The sequence below is a fragment of the Nocardia sp. NPDC057668 genome, from assembly GCF_042799795.1.
Classification (GTDB): domain Bacteria; phylum Actinomycetota; class Actinomycetes; order Mycobacteriales; family Mycobacteriaceae; genus Nocardia.
This window is the reverse complement of sequence record NZ_JBHVIC010000001.1, coordinates 2,278,775-2,294,869: the sequence shown is the minus strand read 5'-3', so window position 1 is coordinate 2,294,869 and position 16,095 is coordinate 2,278,775. Positions and strand designations below refer to the sequence as shown.

Annotated in this window: 14 protein-coding genes; 9 read left to right on the top strand and 5 right to left on the bottom strand. The window is 67.6% G+C overall.

The genetic code is table 11. From position 1 onward, the window contains the following. Window positions 1-7: 7 nt before the first annotated feature. Entirely contained in the window at window positions 8-622 is a 615-nt protein-coding gene (locus ACFVBH_RS10560) for a TetR/AcrR family transcriptional regulator (RefSeq protein ID WP_379001164.1), read from the bottom strand. Between the two features lie 281 nt (window positions 623-903). Between ACFVBH_RS10560 and ACFVBH_RS10555 the strand changes: the two genes are divergently transcribed. The 6 genes from ACFVBH_RS10555 (at window position 904) to ACFVBH_RS10530 (ending at window position 7,436) form a co-directional block, all read left to right on the top strand. Beyond that, on the top strand, window positions 904-1,470 hold the full coding sequence (locus ACFVBH_RS10555; protein WP_354985063.1) for an NAD(P)H-dependent oxidoreductase: 567 nt from the start codon (window positions 904-906) through the stop codon (window positions 1,468-1,470). 772 nt (window positions 1,471-2,242) lie between these two features. Next, complete coding sequence (locus ACFVBH_RS10550) at window positions 2,243-2,482, top strand: redoxin NrdH (protein ID WP_354985064.1); 240 nt, start codon at window positions 2,243-2,245, stop codon at window positions 2,480-2,482. A gap of 56 nt (window positions 2,483-2,538) precedes the next feature. Further along, window positions 2,539-3,009, top strand: coding sequence for a class Ib ribonucleoside-diphosphate reductase assembly flavoprotein NrdI (gene nrdI, locus ACFVBH_RS10545; RefSeq protein WP_379001163.1), 471 nt, complete (start codon window positions 2,539-2,541; stop codon window positions 3,007-3,009). Between the two features lie 32 nt (window positions 3,010-3,041). Next, window positions 3,042-5,147: a class 1b ribonucleoside-diphosphate reductase subunit alpha gene (gene nrdE, locus ACFVBH_RS10540; RefSeq protein ID WP_379001690.1), complete on the top strand. Its 2,106-nt coding sequence runs from the start codon at window positions 3,042-3,044 to the stop codon at window positions 5,145-5,147. Window positions 5,148-5,350: 203 nt separating this feature from the next. Then, window positions 5,351-6,340 carry a DUF2332 domain-containing protein gene (locus ACFVBH_RS10535; protein WP_379001162.1) on the top strand — a complete coding sequence of 330 codons (990 nt, stop codon included), beginning with the start codon at window positions 5,351-5,353 and terminating at the stop codon, window positions 6,338-6,340. A gap of 106 nt (window positions 6,341-6,446) precedes the next feature. After that, window positions 6,447-7,436 carry an alpha/beta hydrolase gene (locus ACFVBH_RS10530; RefSeq protein ID WP_379001161.1) on the top strand — a complete coding sequence of 330 codons (990 nt, stop codon included), beginning with the start codon at window positions 6,447-6,449 and terminating at the stop codon, window positions 7,434-7,436. Between the two features lie 28 nt (window positions 7,437-7,464). On the opposite strand, the gene ACFVBH_RS10525 is transcribed toward ACFVBH_RS10530, so the two are convergent. Beyond that, window positions 7,465-7,707, bottom strand: coding sequence for a hypothetical protein (locus ACFVBH_RS10525; RefSeq protein WP_354985070.1), 243 nt, complete (start codon window positions 7,705-7,707; stop codon window positions 7,465-7,467). 324 nt (window positions 7,708-8,031) lie between these two features. On the opposite strand from ACFVBH_RS10525, the gene ACFVBH_RS10520 reads away from it, so the two are divergent. Next, window positions 8,032-9,279 (top strand): lipase family protein, encoded by a 1,248-nt coding sequence (locus tag ACFVBH_RS10520; protein WP_354985071.1) that lies wholly within the window; start codon window positions 8,032-8,034, stop codon window positions 9,277-9,279. 201 nt (window positions 9,280-9,480) lie between these two features. Here the strand turns inward: ACFVBH_RS10520 and ACFVBH_RS10515 are convergent, their stop codons facing one another. Together ACFVBH_RS10515 and ACFVBH_RS10510 are read right to left on the bottom strand one after the other, a co-directional pair. After that, complete coding sequence (locus tag ACFVBH_RS10515; protein WP_354985072.1) at window positions 9,481-10,755, bottom strand: helix-turn-helix domain-containing protein; 1,275 nt, start codon at window positions 10,753-10,755, stop codon at window positions 9,481-9,483. Between the two features lie 138 nt (window positions 10,756-10,893). Next, entirely contained in the window at window positions 10,894-11,553 is a 660-nt protein-coding gene (locus ACFVBH_RS10510; RefSeq protein ID WP_354985073.1) for a histidine phosphatase family protein, read from the bottom strand. A 487-nt stretch (window positions 11,554-12,040) separates the two neighbouring features. On the opposite strand from ACFVBH_RS10510, the gene mgtE reads away from it, so the two are divergent. Together mgtE and nrdF are read left to right on the top strand one after the other, a co-directional pair. Then, on the top strand, window positions 12,041-13,558 hold the full coding sequence (gene mgtE / locus ACFVBH_RS10505; protein ID WP_379001160.1) for a magnesium transporter: 1,518 nt from the start codon (window positions 12,041-12,043) through the stop codon (window positions 13,556-13,558). 235 nt (window positions 13,559-13,793) lie between these two features. Next, on the top strand, window positions 13,794-14,756 hold the full coding sequence (gene nrdF, locus ACFVBH_RS10500; RefSeq protein ID WP_354985075.1) for a class 1b ribonucleoside-diphosphate reductase subunit beta: 963 nt from the start codon (window positions 13,794-13,796) through the stop codon (window positions 14,754-14,756). Between the two features lie 98 nt (window positions 14,757-14,854). Here the strand turns inward: nrdF and ACFVBH_RS10495 are convergent, their stop codons facing one another. Further along, complete coding sequence (locus ACFVBH_RS10495; protein ID WP_379001159.1) at window positions 14,855-15,964, bottom strand: ABC transporter substrate-binding protein; 1,110 nt, start codon at window positions 15,962-15,964, stop codon at window positions 14,855-14,857. Window positions 15,965-16,095: the final 131 nt, after the last annotated feature.

The window sequence follows — 16,095 nt, the reverse complement described above, 5'->3', positions numbered from 1 at the left end:
GCTCACTCTACTGCGCGACGCTCGGTACGACGCGCCGGACGAGGGCCTCCCAGTTGTCGCCGACCTGCTCGCGGGTGAAGCCGAGCACCCGCATCTGATGCAGCACCAGGGCGGCGTCCAGGGGTGCGAGGAGACTGTCGGCCAGCAGTGAGATCTCCCCGTCGGTTCCGGCCTGGCGCAGGAGCATCGAGACGTGGGTCTTGGTGACCGCGTAGGGCGCGCCCTGGAACTTCTTGGGCTGGTCGGTGGCGGCGCGCAGCACGTCGCCCTCGATCTCGGTGAACGAGAGCCGCGCCCGGCCGTAGGCGATCAGCCGGTCCAGCGGCGGCGCACCGGGGCCGAGCGGGGGCGGGCCGAACATGTAGGCGGCCTGCAGCTTTCGATCCGATTCGTCGAGCAGGGCGTACATGAGCCCGGCGCGATTGCCGAAGCGGCGGAAGACCGTGCCCTTGCCGACGCCCGCGTGTTTGGCGAGTGCGTCCATGGTGAGCGCGTCCGCGCCGTGGGTCTGGACGAGTTCGGCGGCCGCGTCGAGCAGCAGCCGTCGATTGCGCGCGGCATCCGCGCGTTCGACGGGTTCGCCGTCGGCGAGCGGTAGTACCAGCGGAACGTCCCAAGACACGGCTTCGACCCCTTTGTCGGCATCTGCAATCGGACCATGGTCCGCTTATAGCTTAGCGCATCCGGGCCCGGGTCGCCGCGAGGTCTCCACTCGCCGCGCAGGGGCCCGGCATTGGATTCTGCTCGAGTGAAAGCGGTGCCCGAGCCGGGGTCCGGCGGCCATTGTGGGCTGTGGCGCGGGTCACGGCACGCGATCGCCGCCCCCGGGAATGGAATCGGACCACGGTCCGGTTACTGTCTTCAGAATCCCGCCAATGGATCAGCATCGTAGGAGTAGTCACCATGTCGCAGACCCGCCTTCTCGCCCTGGTCGGCAGCCTTCGCGCCGCCTCGATCAACCGCCGCCTCGCCGAGGCCGCCGTACAGGCCGCGCCCGAGGGCGTCGAGGTCGTGCTGTACGAGGGCCTGGCCGACATCCCCTTCTACAACGAGGACCTCGATGTGGAGGGCCAGGTTCCGGCCGCCGCGGCCGCGTTGCGCGAGGCCGTCGCCGCCTCGGACGGTCTGCTCGTGCTCACCCCCGAATACAACGGCACGCTGCCCGCGGTGCTCAAGAACGCCATCGACTGGGCCTCGCGCCCGTACGGCGCGGGTGCGCTCAAGGGTCTGCCGGTCGGCGTGATCAGCGCGTCCATCTCCGCCAACGCGGCCAAGTGGTCGCACGCGGACGCGGTGAAGGCGCTCGGCGTGGCCGGTGCGGCCGTGCTCGAGGACGCGTCGCTGAACTTCGGCGGCATCGGTCAGCGCTTCGGTGAGACCCATCCGGCCGACGACGCCGAGGCGCTCACCCAGCTCGCCGCGACCGTGCGTTCGCTCGCCGCAGCTGCGAATGTGTCTGCAACCATCTAGTAATTGGCGGCTGTACCGCTGAATCCGGCATGATGCCACGGTCTTTCGGCCGTGGCATCACCCGTTTCCGGAGACGTTGCGCTAGCTTCTCCGCATGAAGCAATCTTCTGGCTACGCATGGGTGTCCGGGAAGGACCCGCCGCTGCCGATCGCGCGCCGGCTCTCGGACCGACGGCGGGCGAGACGCTTTCGCCGAAGGCGTCCGATGCTCGCGACCGTACTACCTGCGCGATTCGTCGAATCGACCGGTGGGATCGCATGATCGAGGGGCGCGCACGCCTACCGGCTACCGCTCTTCGCTCGGCACCGGCACACCGGCGGCGGCACTCCGTCGCTCGCGACACGCTGGGGCCGACGGTGATTTCGGAAGCGCGCGGGTGCACGCTCGAACCCGCCGGAGTCCGCTCCGCAGGTACGCGTGTGACTCGCGTGAAGGGTGTTGATCAGCGAGAACAGTGTGTTTGCTGAGAATGTGCTGATCGCTCGAAATGTGACCTGCACCTCAGTCGTGCGGAGTTGCGAATCGAGCGTGCTGGCACTTCGCTGATCCGAATCCCATCTTTGTTAGTCGCAACATGTCGTGTCGTGTGTATCTGTCGGCCACTAGGTGTAGTGTCTTGGGAGCTGGAAGGGCGTGCGGCGAGACCCTCGAAGGGAGCCGCGCGACCAGGGACTTCGGTCTCGCGTCCAGGGGTTTGCGCACTTACTACATGGTTCTTGTTTCAGCCGTGCACTGCATACGGATCTAAGGCAAGGAGAAGGGGAGATACCAATGACCGTCACCGTTTACACCAAGCCCGCTTGTGTCCAGTGCAATGCCACGTACCGCGCCCTCGACAAGGCCGGCGTCGCATATGACGTCATCGATATCTCGGAGAGCCCGGAGGCCCGCGATTACGTGATGGCGCTGGGCTACCTGCAGGCCCCCGTCGTGGTCGCCGGTGAGGATCACTGGTCCGGCTTCCGTCCCGATCGCATCAAGGCGCTGGCCGAGTCCGTCGCCGTCGCCTAGCGGACCGGACCCGCTGATCAAGAGTCAGCGGGTCTCCCGGTGCGAAAGGAGTTGAAATGACCGAGTTGTCCACGCGGACACCGAATCTGGTCTACTTCTCCAGCGCTTCGGAGAATACGCACCGCTTCGTGGAACGGCTGGGCGTGCCCGCCGTCCGCATACCGCTTCATACCGCCGACAGTCTGCGAGTCGACGAACCCTACGTGCTCATCGTCCCCACCTACGGTGGCGGTAAGCACGTGCTGGGTGGTGAACGTTCGGAGAAGGAATTCGTGCCCCGGCAGGTGGCCAAGTTCCTCAACGATCCACACAACCGCGCGCTCCTGCGCGGCGTCATCGCGGCCGGCAACACGAACTTCGGCGATACGTACTGCTATGCGGGCGAAGTCATCTCGCGCAAGTGCGGAGTCGAGTACCTGTATCGCTTCGAACTCATGGGAACAGCCGAGGACGTCGAGCGCGTCCGAGAGGGATTGGGATTGTTTTGGCAACGACAACCGCACCGGTCGGAAAGACTGCCCGCGTAGAGCGCCCCGTCAGCGGCGAGTCCACCGACGGGATGGACTACCACGCGCTCAACGCCATGCTGAACCTGTACGGCCCCAACGGCGAGATCCAGTTCGACAAGGACCGCGAGGCCGCGCACCAGTACTTCCTGCAGCATGTCAACCAGAACACCGTCTTCTTCCACAATCTGCGGGAGAAGCTGGACTACCTGGTCAAGGAAAACTATTACGAGACCGAGGTGCTCGACCAGTACAGCTTCGACTTCACCAAGAAGCTGTTCAAGCAGGCGTACGCCAAGAAGTTCCGGTTCCCGACCTTCCTCGGCGCGTTCAAGTACTACACCTCGTACACCCTCAAGACCTTCGACGGTAAGCGCTACCTGGAGCGTTTCGAAGACCGCGTGTGCATGGTCGCGATGACCCTGGCCGCCGGCAACGAGACCCTGGCCTCGGAGCTGGTCGAGGAGATCATGGAGGGCCGCTTCCAGCCGGCCACCCCGACCTTCCTGAACTCGGGCAAGAAGCAGCGCGGCGAGCCGGTGTCGTGCTTCCTGCTGCGCATCGAGGACAACATGGAGTCCATCGGGCGCTCCATCAACTCCGCGCTGCAGCTGTCCAAGCGCGGCGGCGGTGTGGCGTTGCTGCTGAGCAACATTCGTGAGACCGGCGCGCCGATCAAGAAGATCGAGAACCAGTCCTCGGGCGTCATCCCGATCATGAAGCTGCTCGAGGATTCGTTCTCCTACGCCAACCAGCTGGGTGCGCGTCAGGGTGCGGGCGCGGTGTATCTGCAGGCCCACCACCCGGACATCTACCGCTTCCTGGACACCAAGCGGGAGAACGCGGACGAGAAGATCCGCATCAAGACGCTGTCCCTCGGCGTGGTCATCCCGGACATCACGTTCGAGCTGGCCAAGAAGAACGAGGACATGTACCTGTTCTCGCCGTACGACGTGGAGCGCATCTACGGCGTGCCGTTCGCGGACATCAACGTGACCGAGAAGTACTACGAGATGGTCGACGACAAGCGAATTCGCAAGTCCAAGATCAAGGCTCGCGAGTTCTTCCAGACCATCGCCGAGCTGCAGTTCGAATCCGGCTACCCGTACATCATGTACGAGGACACCGTGAACCGGGCGAACCCCATCAAGGGCAAGATCACCCACTCGAACCTGTGCTCGGAGATCCTGCAGGTCTCCACGCCGTCGCTGTACAACGACGATCTGTCCTACTCCCATGTGGGCAAGGACATCTCGTGCAACCTGGGTTCGCTGAACATCGCCAAGACCATGGACTCGGTCGATCTGGCCAAGACGGTCGAGACCTCGATCCGCGCGCTCACCGCGGTGTCGGATCAGACGCACATCGTCTCGGTGCCCTCGATCGAGCAGGGCAACAACGAATCCCACGCCATCGGCCTGGGGCAGATGAACCTGCACGGCTACCTGGCCCGCGAGCGCGTGCACTACGGCTCCGAAGAGGGCATCGACTTCACGAACATCTACTTCTACACGATCGCCTACCACGCGGTCCGGGCCTCGAACCTGATCGCCAAGGAGCGCGGGCAGTACTTCGGCGGCTTCCCCGAGTCCAAGTACGCCTCGGGCGAGTACTTCGACAAGTACACCGAGCAGGAGTGGCTGCCCGCGACCGAGCGTGTCGCCCAGATCTTCGCCGACGCCAACGTGCACATCCCGACCCAGGACGACTGGCGCGAGCTCAAGGCCTCGGTCATGGAGCACGGGATCTACAACCAGAACCTGCAGGCGGTCCCGCCGACCGGTTCTATCTCCTACATCAACCACTCCACCAGCTCGATCCACCCGGTGGCCTCCAAGATCGAGATCCGTAAGGAAGGCAAGATCGGCCGCGTCTACTACCCGGCCCCCTACCTGACGAACGAGAACCTCGAGTACTTCCAGGACGCCTACGAAATCGGCTACGAGAAGGTGATCGACACCTACGCCGCCGCCACCCAGCACGTGGACCAGGGCCTGTCCCTGACCCTGTTCTTCAAGGACAGCGCCACGACCCGCGACGTGAACCGCGCCCAGATCTACGCCTGGCGCAAGGGGATCAAGACGCTGTACTACATCCGTATCCGCCAGATGGCCCTGGAGGGTACCGAGGTCGAGGGCTGCGTGAGCTGCATGCTGTAAGGCGCCGAACTTCGAAGGGCGCCCCCGGTTTTCACCGGGGGCGCCCTTCTGGTTTCGGTGCGATGCCACCGGCGGAGGTGAACACGGGCCGACCAGCCCCGTGGTGCCGAATCCTGTTCGGGGGTAGGGGATCACCCGAACGGGTGGGAACCTCCGGGCGGTGTGGCGAGCCTGAACCGGATACCGTGGGTGATCATCGGGGAATGGGGGCGGGTGTGCGGGACTCGGAACGGTATTCGCGGTTTGCGGAGCTCGAAGTGCGGGGGTACTCGGACTGCTACGCGGAGTGGGCGTCCGGGGTGGCCGGTGACCCCGGGACGCTGGAGCTCATCGGGGGACTGCCGGTGGCGAAGCGGCAGCCGCAGTTGGTGTTCGGGGCGGTGCGGTACCTGGGCCTGGGGGTGGTGTCGTACGGCGAATTCCGGGAGTTCCTGGTGGAGAACCGGGATGAGGTGCGGGAGATCGTCATGACGCACCGGACCCAGACCAACGAGGCCGGGCGGACCGCGGCGTTGTTGCCCGTGATCGGGCAGTTCGCGGGGGAGCCGGTCGCGCTGATCGAGTACGGGGCCTCGTCCGGGTTGTGTCTGTATCCCGACCGGTACAGCTATCGATACGACGACGGGCCGATGCTGGATCCGGTGGACGGGCCCTCCGAGGTGGTGCTGTCGTGCTCGACCTCGGGGCGGCCGCCGATTCCGGACGTCCTGCCCGAGGTGGTGTACCGGGCGGGCTTGGACATCAACCCGCTGAACGTGGCCGACGCGGAGGACATGCGGTGGCTGGAGATGTTGATCTGGCCCGAACAGCGGGACCGGCTCGAGCGGCTGCGGGGTGCGGTGGAGATAGCCCGGCGTGACCCGCCGGAGCTGCGGGCCGGAGACCTGGTGGACTCGATCGCCGAGTTGGTGGACGCTGCCCCGCGCGGGGTTCCGGTGCTGGTGTTCGGCAGTGCCGTGCTGACCTACCTGGAGCCCGAGCGGCGCGCTGTCTTCCGGGAACTGATGCGTTCGCTGCGCTGTCACTGGATCACCAACGAGGGCATCGGGGTGCTGGGCTTCGGCGCCGCCGCACTGCCGCCCGCGCGGGCGGGGGCGAACATGGTGCTGGCGCTGGATGATCGGGCGGTGGGGTACGCGGCCCCGCACGGGCAGTGGGTGGATTGGTTCGGGGGTGGTGGGGGCGGGTTGTGATGGACTACAGGGGAATTGGGGTGGGGTAGGGCAGGCGTCCAGGGATCGGGCAAAGTGAAGTACTGGTGGGTAGGAACGGTTTAGCTTCTCGTGCATGATTCGACGCGTGGCAGTGGGCTTGGCCGTGGTGCTGGCGGCGATGGCGGGAGCGCCGGCGGAGCAGCCGCGGGACACGGTGGCATTGGCGGTGCGCGGCGAGCCGATTCGAGTCGAGCGGTACGGCGCGGCGCAGGAGCGGGTCTGGATCGAATCGGCGGCCATGGGACGGGTGATGGCCGTGGATGTGCTGCGCGGCGTCGGCGACGGGCCGCTGCCCACGCTGTACCTGCTGGACGGGGTCGACGGGAAGCTGGTGTCGGACTGGCTGACCAAGGGCCGGGCGGCGGAGTTCTTCGCGGACAAGCCCGTCGACGTGGTGCTGCCCGCGGGCGGCGCGGGCAGCATGTACAGCGATTGGGAACAGCCGGACCGCGTCCTGGGCTGGAACCGGTGGGAGACCTTCCTGACCGAGGAACTGCCCGCGGTGGTCGAGCCGTACCTGAACGGGGACGGGCGGCGCGCGGTGGGCGGGGTGTCGATGGGCGCGCAGGCCGCCATGATGCTCGCGCACCGGCACCCGGGGCTCTACCGCTCGGTCGCGGGCATCAGCGGCTGCTACTCCACCACCGACGCCCCGGGCCGGGCGGTGACCACCATGACCGTCGGCTCCCGCGGCGGCAATGTCGAGAACCTCTGGGGCCCCTGGGGTTCCCCGGAATGGCAGGCGCACGACAGCCTCCTGAACGCTGAGGGCCTGCGCGGCACCGCCGTGTACGTCTCGGCCGCCACCGGCGTCCCCGGCGTCCTGAACCTGGCCGAGGCGCTCACCGCCCGCGACGCGGTCGAGGCCATGGGCGTCGCGGGCGGCGGCATCAGCCTGGAGGCCGGCGCGCACTACTGCACCGAACGATTCGCCCAGCGGCTGAACGAGTTACAGATTCCGGCGACCGTGCTCTACCTGCCGACCGGCATCCACTCCTGGCTCGACTTCGCGGTGCAGCTGGAGCCCGCGTGGCGCAGCATCGCCGCCGCCTTCGGCACGGCGCCGGGCAAATGAGACGGGCCGGCGTGCGAAACGCGCTGTCTCAGAACCGCTGCCGGGGACTCGGCAGCCGCCGCAATCCCGGCCGCACCTTGCCGTCCACGGTGACGAGCATGCCGGAATGCACTGCGGTGACGATGTATTCGTAGGCTTCGACCCGGGTGGCCGCGTATTCCATGACGAGTTCGGCGGCTGTCCCCGGCGTGCCCACGTACACCGTGACCCGATGGGTGAGCGCGTCGCCCGCGGCCTGCCGCCGGGTCGGTTGATCGGCGATGTCGGTCATTGCGTAATCCCCTCCACAAGTGTCTGCTGCGGATGCGGCCCGGCGCCGGTGACGGTTCCGCCCGTGCCGTCGACGCTAGTGGGATCCCAAGTCCGGTAACGTGTTTCACTTTCTCGCTGTAATATTCACAGCGCCCCGCCGCGTCCCCTTGGTATCTGTGTCAAACGGTATCGTTCAACACCACAAGCCCCCGCGCGGCACGTTGTGACTTGTCGGGAAATCCGCGTCGTCCGTCCGGAATCGGCGCGCGCCTCCATACCCTTCTCCCAGGCACCGGTCCGTGATCACGACGGACCGGAAATCGCTTCGGAGGGAACGATATTCATGCATCGTCCGGAATCGATCAGAAGGCCGGGCGTGCGCGCCCACCGGCGATGGCGCTGGGCGACGGCGGGAGTCCTGGGCGCGGTGGCCGCGCTGACCCTCTCCTGCGGCGTCGCGATCGGCGAACCGCGCTACCCCACCCCCGACCCCGACCCGTTCTTCGCGGCGTCCGCCGACCTGGCGGACAAGCAACCCGGCGAAACCCTCGGCACCCGGGCGATGCCGCCGCTGCCGCTGTTCCCCGGCATCGACATCACCCTGGTCAAGTTCCGGTCCACCGATTCCACCGGACATCCCATCGTCGCCACCACGACCGTGCTCTCACCCCGCAACCGCAAGCCCGACACCCCGCTGCTGTCCCTGCAGCACATCATCAACGCGCTGGGCGCGCAGTGCTCGGTCTCCCGCGTGCTCTACACCACCGATCAGAACCTCGTGGTTCGCGAGGCCCCCGCCTGGAACCTGCTGCTGGCGCGCGGCTGGAGCATCGCGCTCCCCGATCACCTGGGTCCCCGATCCGCCTACGGCGCCGCCAAACTCGGCGGCCAGATCACCCTCGACGGCATCCGCGCGGTCCAGCAGGTGCCCGAACTGCGCGTGCAGCACAGTCCGGTCGGCCTGATCGGCTACTCCGGCGGCGGCATGGCCACCGCCTGGGCCGCGGCGCTGGCCCCGACCTACGCCCCGGATCTGAAACTCGCCGGCGCGGCCATGGGCGGGGTGCCCATGAACCTGGTGACCATGCTGGAAACCCTCGGGCTGGGCCGGCATCCGGTCTTCGGCCTGGCCCTGGCCGCCGGTCTGGGGCTCGAACGCGAGTACCCGGATCGCTTCCCGATCAGCAGTCAGCTCAACGCCCAGGGCCTCGAGATCCGGGATCGCCTGACGGACAGCTGCACCAACGACATCATCGCCGCCGGCGCGGGCCGCGGCGCCCTCGACGTCGCCGAGACGACCGTCATGACCGAGAACCCCGACGCCCGCGCGGTGGTGGAGGAGAACAGCCTCGAGCTGTACGGCGGCGTGCCGAATATCCCGGTGTTCGAATGGCATTCGCCCATCGACGGGCTCATACCGATCGACGCGGTGCGCAACACCGTGCGCCGCTACTGCGCCGCGGGCACCCGGCTGCAAACGGAGGAGGTCCCGGTGCCGGACCACCTGACCGCGGCCGTGCTGGGCATCCCGTCCGCCCTGGGCTGGCTGGACGCCCGCTTCCGCGGCGAGCCCGCACCGAGCAACTGCTGAAAGGTACGCCGGCACAACCCAACCCAGAACGTGCGTGGCCGGGTTCCAACGCCCCAACGTCGCCCGGCCGCGCATCCTCCGCCGTCGGACCCGCACCGAGCCGATCGGCTCCGACCCGCGCTGAGGTCGGCGCGCCGAAGCGGCGGAGACGCGCCTGCCGGGTGGCATGCAACCACCACCCGGCAGGCGCCGCACCGGTTGTCAGCGCGCGGGGTACGTCCGGGCGACCAGCGCCGAGCGCAACTGCCACAGCCCGGCGGCCTGGGTCGGGTCGAAGCCGGTCAGCTGGCCCACGCGTTTGAGCCGATAGTCGATGGTGTTGGTGTGCACGTGCAGGAATCGGGCGGTGCGCTGGCGATTCATGTTGTTGCTGATGTGCGTGCGCAGGGTTTCCAGCAGTTCGGGATGCCCGTCCAGGGGATCCAGCAGCGACCCCAGATGATCGCGGCCGGGTCCGGGCCGGGTGAGCTGGTATTCCAGGGCGAGTTCGTCGAAGCGGTACAGGCCCGGTTCCAGGGCGAGCCGCTGCACGATGTCGAGCAGATCGTGCGCGCGGTCGGCCGCGTGCGGAATCTGTTGCGGCTCCGCCGAAACCACGGTCGCGGTGATCGGCACCCGGGCGGCCTGGGAGAGCTGTTCGATCAGCGCGCCGAGCTCCTCCTCGGGGATGTCGGTGGTGGGCACCAGCACGGTCCCGCCGTCCACGCTCAGCAGCGCCAGGGGCTTGTTCGCGGTGCGGGTGGCCAGCTCGGCCTGCACCCGCCGCAGTTTGCGGCGCGCGACCACCTGCGAGTTCAGCGCCGGGGCGTGCTCGTCGGAATGCGCCGGAAACGCCAGCGCCAGTACGTGATACGAGTCCGCGATCTCGATGCCGCATTCACGCGCCATGGTCGAGGTCGAGTGCCCGCCCAGCAGGGCCGAGGTGAGGGTGTGGACCGCGGTGTGGTGTTCGCTGACCACGGCCCGCAATTCGCGCACGTAGGCCAGCGACACCGCGGCGGTCATCCGGTCCAGGATGTCCACCACCCGGCGTGCGCCGTCGGTGATGCTGTCGTAGTCGCGCACGCTGATGACGAGCATGGCGTCCGCGTCCGGCCCCGCCGCGCGGCGCTGATCGGCCACGGTGTGCGAGGTCACCAGATCGAAGCCGATCTTGAAGCCCTCGTGGATGGCGTGGTGGATGGTGTCGATGGGAATGCCCTCGCGAGCCCACTGCGCCGCCGCGTCCTGGAGCCGCTGCGTCTTCTCCGGGATATCCAGGCCGTCGAGCATGGCGACCGCCAGTTCGAGGCAGATGCGGGTGATCGTGGTGATGTCGCCGTTGATGGCGTCCCCGGGCAGCGTCCCGCAGGGCGCGACCGTCTCGACGAAGTGGCCGACCATCTGGCGGGCCAGGTTCCGGACGTCCCGAAGTGGCGAGGACATGGGCGTGCCGGACACGGTGATTTCCGCGCTGATCGTGCTGTCGGTGGACACGGGCGACTCCTTCCACCCCCTTGTGATTACGAAAAGGTAACGCACCCGGGGCGGGTGTTCATTACCTTCCAGTAACCCCTGTGACGGAGTCCAACGCGACCGGCCGGATCGTTGTGAACGATCACAAATGTTCCGCGTTTACCTGGGCAAGTGACCGACTTCGCCGTAAAGGGCAGGCACGAGGCCGGATTCGCCACGCTCCCAACGGGTTATGGAGGCGTTGGGCAGCTGGGTGCTCTCGATCCGCAGGACCGTGGGCTCGTCGAGTTCCTCGAGAATGTACCTGGTCAGCACCACCACGTTGTCGTGCGCGAAAACCAGTACATCCCCGTCCAATTCGCGCAGCAGCGAGCGCAGCCGCAGCGCCACGTCGGTCCAGGACTCGCCGCCCGGCGGCCGATAGTAGAAGCGGCCCATGCGCTCTCGCTCGCGATGCTCGAGCGGATACCGCCGGCGGATGCCGAGCGCGGTGAGGCCCCACAGCAGGCCGACGTCGCGATCGCGCAGCCGCTCGTCGTAGCGCACCCGCGGCGTGCGGACCGATCGCAGTGCGATGTCGGCGGTTTCGCGCGCGCGCAGGAACGGCGAGCACAGCACCGAGGTGGGCGGGCGATCCTGCTCGGCGAGCCAATCGCCCACCGCCGCCGCCTGTTTGCGCCCGAGCTCGGTCAGCGCGATGTCGGGATCGCGCGGACCCTTGTCGTATTCCTCGGCCCCCGCGCGCCCGGCGGCGGCCGCCGCCTCCGCGTTCGCCGTGCTCTCCCCGTGCCGGATCATCGTCAACGATTGCAAAGCCACGCGTGGTAGCCCAGCACACTCGGGCGTCACCGCGCTACCGAATCGGCCGCCCACACCGGGGGTTCCGCCGCGTGCGGCATCGGGCCGGGCGCGACGGGTCGTGCGGAGCGCCCGGGCAGCCCGCGCCACTGCTCGGAGTGTCGTGCGGGATCGCTCGGGGTGTCGCACACCACGCGGGCGCGATTTGGCCGGAGTCGGTATCCTGCACGAGGATGCTCTGTGTGTCGTACGAGGGTTGATCCTCTCATCGCTCCGCACGACCTCCCCCGAGACGGTTTCGGGATTGACGATATCGGTGCACGACGGCTTCGAGGAGGTGGGTCGCATGCGTAGCGAGCCCCCTAGTCGAAGGCCGCGCGGCACCGGCCCCTCTTTTTCTCGCCTGTAGTTCTCTGCGGCGTGCGTACGGGCGGGTTGGGTGCCCCGCGGTGTGACCTGGTGCTGCCAACCGTTCACCCCCGACTCGCCACTCGGCTGAGGTTCCGCCATGACGCAGACCGATCTGCCCGTCGTTTCGACGCTGCCCGCTGCCCGTCCGCTGCCCGCGACCGGCACCGCCGTACTCACCGGCCCCCGTGAGCCGCGCCCGCGCGCCGCCGACGCCCTGTCCGGCGGCCGCGAGACGCTGCCCGCGGCTCGGGACTCACACTCCGCCGGGCGTGAAACCCTGTGTGCCGAAGGCGATTCGCTTCGCGACATCGTCGACTGCCACCACCTGGGCGCCACCCTCGAGTGGCTGGACAATCACCCGCCGCACGTCATCGCCGACGAACTCGCGCGCATGGACGCGCTCTCGGCCGGCATGGCGTTCCGCCTGCTCGACAAGGATCGCGCCCTCGACGTCTTCGAGGAGCTCGAGCCGGTCGACCAGCAGCAGATCCTCACCGGACTGCGCGATCAGAGCTTCCGCGAACTCGTCGAGGAGATGGATCCCGACGATCGCGCCCGCATGCTGCGCGAGGCCCCGGCCAAGGTCGCCAAGAAGGTGCTCGCCGGGCTCAGCCCGCACGAACGCCGCATGACCGCGATTCTGCTGGGCTACCCCGAGGGCTCGGTCGGGTTCTACATGACCCCCGAAGTCGTTGCGCTGCCCCGCAATCTGCCCGTCGCCCAGGCGCTGCAGATGGTGCGCACCGAGGGCGGCAACGCCGAGACCGTCTACACCCTGCCGGTGATCGACGCGGGCCGCCGCCTCATCGGCATCGTGGAACTGCGCGAACTGGTGCTCAGTTCGCCCGACGCCATGATCGCCGATCTGGTGGAGTCCGAGCCGGCGTTCATGCGCGCCACCGACTCTGCGGAGAAGGCGGCCCGCCTCATGCAGGGCGCCAACCTCATCAACCTGCCCGTGGTGGACAGCGAGGACCGCCTCGTCGGCCTGCTCACCATCGACGACGCCATCGAGGTCATCGAGGCCGCGGACAGCGAGGACATGGCCCGCCAGGCCGGCACCGCGCCGTGGGAGGGCCACTACATGGCCGCCACGGTGTTCCAGCTCGCCCGCTACCGGGCGCTGTGGCTCATGCTGTTGCTGCTGGCGGCGATTTTCACGGTCAGCGTCACCGACATGTTCGCCGCGACCCTGGAACAGGCCGCGCACCTGGCTCTGTTCATCCCGCTGATCATCGGCGCGGGCGGCAACGCGGGCGCGCAGGCGGCCACCTCGTGCGTGCGCGCGCTGGCGGTCGGCGAGGTGCGCGTATCGGACCTGTTGAAAGTCGTATGGCGCGAATGCCGGGTCGGGCTGGTCCTCGGCGCTATGCTCGCTGCGGCCGGGCTCGTGATCGGCGGAATCTTCGTCGGTGCGAAAATCGGTGCGGTGGTGGGCATTACGCTGGTGCTCATCTGCGGCTGGGCGGCCACCATCGGCGGCACCATGCCGCTGCTGGCCAAGAAGCTGCGAATCGACCCGGCGGTGATCTCGGCGCCCATGGTGACCACGCTGGTCGACGCCACCGGCCTGATCATCTATTTCACGACCGCGAAACTGGTGCTCGGCATCTGATCCGCAACCCGAGGGCCCGGGGCGACCGCACACGCCGCCCCGGCCCGCTGTGACCGATTGCACCGCTGTAGATTTCCGATCGCTGGCGTGTGTTCACGCACCCATTCGAGCGTTCTTGCTGGATAGCCCAAGACACAAGGTCTTGTGTTGTGTGTCGATGTCATACACCAGTAGTAGTGTTCAGGTTAAGGAAGTCCGCAACGGGCCGGTGGGCAGGGAAGGGTGAGTAACCAGCGTGAAAACGATCGATCGAGCATCCGCGATCAACTGGAACCGCGTAATCGACGAGAAGGACGCGGAGGTCTGGGATCGGCTCACGGGCAACTTCTGGCTGCCGGAAAAGGTGCCGGTATCCAATGACATTCCCTCGTGGGCCACGCTCACCGCGAGCGAGAAGCAACTCACCATGCGGGTCTTCACCGGGCTCACCCTGCTGGACACCATCCAGGGCACGGTCGGCGCGGTCAGCCTCATCCCGGATTCGCTGACCCCGCACGAGGAAGCGGTGTACACCAACATCGCGTTCATGGAGTCGGTGCACGCCAAGAGCTACAGCCAGATCTTCTCCACGCTGTGCTCCACCAAGGAGATCGACGAAGCCTTCCGCTGGTCCGAGGAGAACCGGAACCTGCAGCGCAAGGCCGAGATCGTCCTGAGCTACTACAACGGCGAGGACCCGCTCAAGCGCAAGGTGGCCTCCACCCTGCTCGAGTCCTTCCTGTTCTACTCCGGCTTCTACCTGCCGATGCACTGGTCCTCGCGGGCCAAGCTCACCAACACCGCCGACATGATCCGCCTGATCATCCGCGACGAGGCCGTGCACGGCTACTACATCGGCTACAAGTACCAGAAGGGCCTGGAGCTGGTGTCCGAGGCCGAGCGCGAGGAGCTCAAGGCCTACACCTTCGAGCTGCTGTTCGAGCTGTACGAGAACGAGGTCGAGTACACCCAGGACCTGTACGACGAGGTCGGCCTGACCGAAGACGTCAAGAAGTTCCTGCGCTACAACGCCAACAAGGCGCTGATGAACCTCGGCTACGAGGGGCTGTTCCCCAAGGACGAGTGCGAGGTCAACCCGGCCATCCTCTCGGCGCTCTCGCCCAACGCCGACGAGAACCACGACTTCTTCTCCGGCTCGGGGTCGAGCTACGTGATCGGCAAGGCCGTGAACACCGAGGACGAAGACTGGGAGTTCTGAGTCGAGCCCGACTCGTACACCGGAAAACACAAGCCCGGCTCTCGAATTCACGAGGCCGGGCTTTTTCGCGGGGCGGGCCGGTCGACCCGCGGTGCGGGTCAGTCGATGACGTAGCCGTTGAGGGAGTTGCGCATGTCCTCGAGCAGCGCCTTGGCCGCGGTCACCCCGGATCCGTGCCAGATGGTGTCGGCCACCGCGAAGTCGCGCTTGTCGCTCACCGCGCTCAGGGACTTCCAGTCGTCCCCGCGCATCACCGACTCGCCGTACTTCTGGCCGTCCGCGCCGTCGAACATCAGGTAGATGATGTCGCCCTCGGCCCGATTGCGTTCCTGTTCGGTGTCCAGGCCCGGCAGCTCGAAGGACGCGCCGCGCTGGGCCTGCGGCCGCTGCACCCCGGCGTCGCCGAGCACCTGCCCGGCGAAGGTGTCCCCGCCCTGCACGCGAATGCCCTTGGCGTCGAAGCGCAGTACCGAGGCCTGGCTCAGGCTCGCGTTGACCGCGATAACGCTCTCGCGGGCCACGGTGCGGTAGTCGTCGAGGGCTTTGACCGCCGCGCCCTCGCGGCCCACGGCCTCGGCCAGCGCGCTGAACTCGGCCTGCCAGCCCTTGTCGGTGCCGACCAGGACGGTGGGCGCGATGGCGCGCAGCGCGTCGTAGTCGGGCTTGTCGCTCGCCGCGCCCAGGATCAGATCCGGTTTAAGCCCAGCCACTTTCGCCGGATCCGGGTCCGAGACCGCACCGACGCCGGGAATCTCGGAGATGCCCGTGCCCAGGTAGGCGGGTTGCGGGGTGGGCCCGGAAATCGTTGCCGCGCCGACCACCCGCTCCCACAGTCCGAGCGCGCAGACCGCGTCCAGGGCGGCGGTGGACAGCACCACGATCCGCTTGGGATCGGCGGGCACCTCGGATTCGCCCGCGGTGTGGGTGATCGAGCGCGTCGCGCCGGCGGCGGCGTCGGCCGGACCCGGTAGCGCGCACGCGGTCCGGGTGTCGCGCTCGACCCCGACCACACCCGCCCCCGCGATATTGGTGGTGGTTCGCACGATCGAGCTCATGGCATCGTCGGACCCTTTGGAGCAGCCTGCCAGCAATCCCGCGGATAGCACCGCCGCGGCGGTGGTAACCGCGCCCCAGGTGCGCAAACGTCGCGCGGGGGCGGGGGTGGAGGCGAACGTGATTCGGGTGGAAGCGGACTCGCGCACCGGCATGGCTGGCAGCGTACAGCCGTGCACCGCGACGCCCAATTACGACACAGAGTAGGACCAGCCCGCGACCCCTGTGGGAGCACGGTTTACGATCCATGGAGCGCTACGCCCGCCGCCGTTCGTCATGCGTCGAA

What these genes read in the sequence shown, in the direction of transcription:
- ACFVBH_RS10555 (WP_354985063.1), top strand. Translation starts at nt 904, where the DNA reads ATGTCGCAGACCCGCCTTCTCGCCCTGGTCGGCAGCCTTCGCGCCGCC.
- ACFVBH_RS10550 (WP_354985064.1), top strand. Translation starts at nt 2,243, where the DNA reads ATGACCGTCACCGTTTACACCAAGCCCGCTTGTGTCCAGTGCAATGCC.
- nrdI (WP_379001163.1), top strand. Translation starts at nt 2,539, where the DNA reads ATGACCGAGTTGTCCACGCGGACACCGAATCTGGTCTACTTCTCCAGC.
- nrdE (WP_379001690.1), top strand. Translation starts at nt 3,042, where the DNA reads ATGGACTACCACGCGCTCAACGCCATGCTGAACCTGTACGGCCCCAAC.
- ACFVBH_RS10535 (WP_379001162.1), top strand. Translation starts at nt 5,351, where the DNA reads ATGGGGGCGGGTGTGCGGGACTCGGAACGGTATTCGCGGTTTGCGGAG.
- ACFVBH_RS10525 (WP_354985070.1), bottom strand. Translation starts at nt 7,707, where the DNA reads ATGACCGACATCGCCGATCAACCGACCCGGCGGCAGGCCGCGGGCGAC.
- ACFVBH_RS10520 (WP_354985071.1), top strand. Translation starts at nt 8,032, where the DNA reads ATGCATCGTCCGGAATCGATCAGAAGGCCGGGCGTGCGCGCCCACCGG.
- mgtE (WP_379001160.1), top strand. Translation starts at nt 12,041, where the DNA reads ATGACGCAGACCGATCTGCCCGTCGTTTCGACGCTGCCCGCTGCCCGT.
- ACFVBH_RS10495 (WP_379001159.1), bottom strand. Translation starts at nt 15,964, where the DNA reads ATGCCGGTGCGCGAGTCCGCTTCCACCCGAATCACGTTCGCCTCCACC.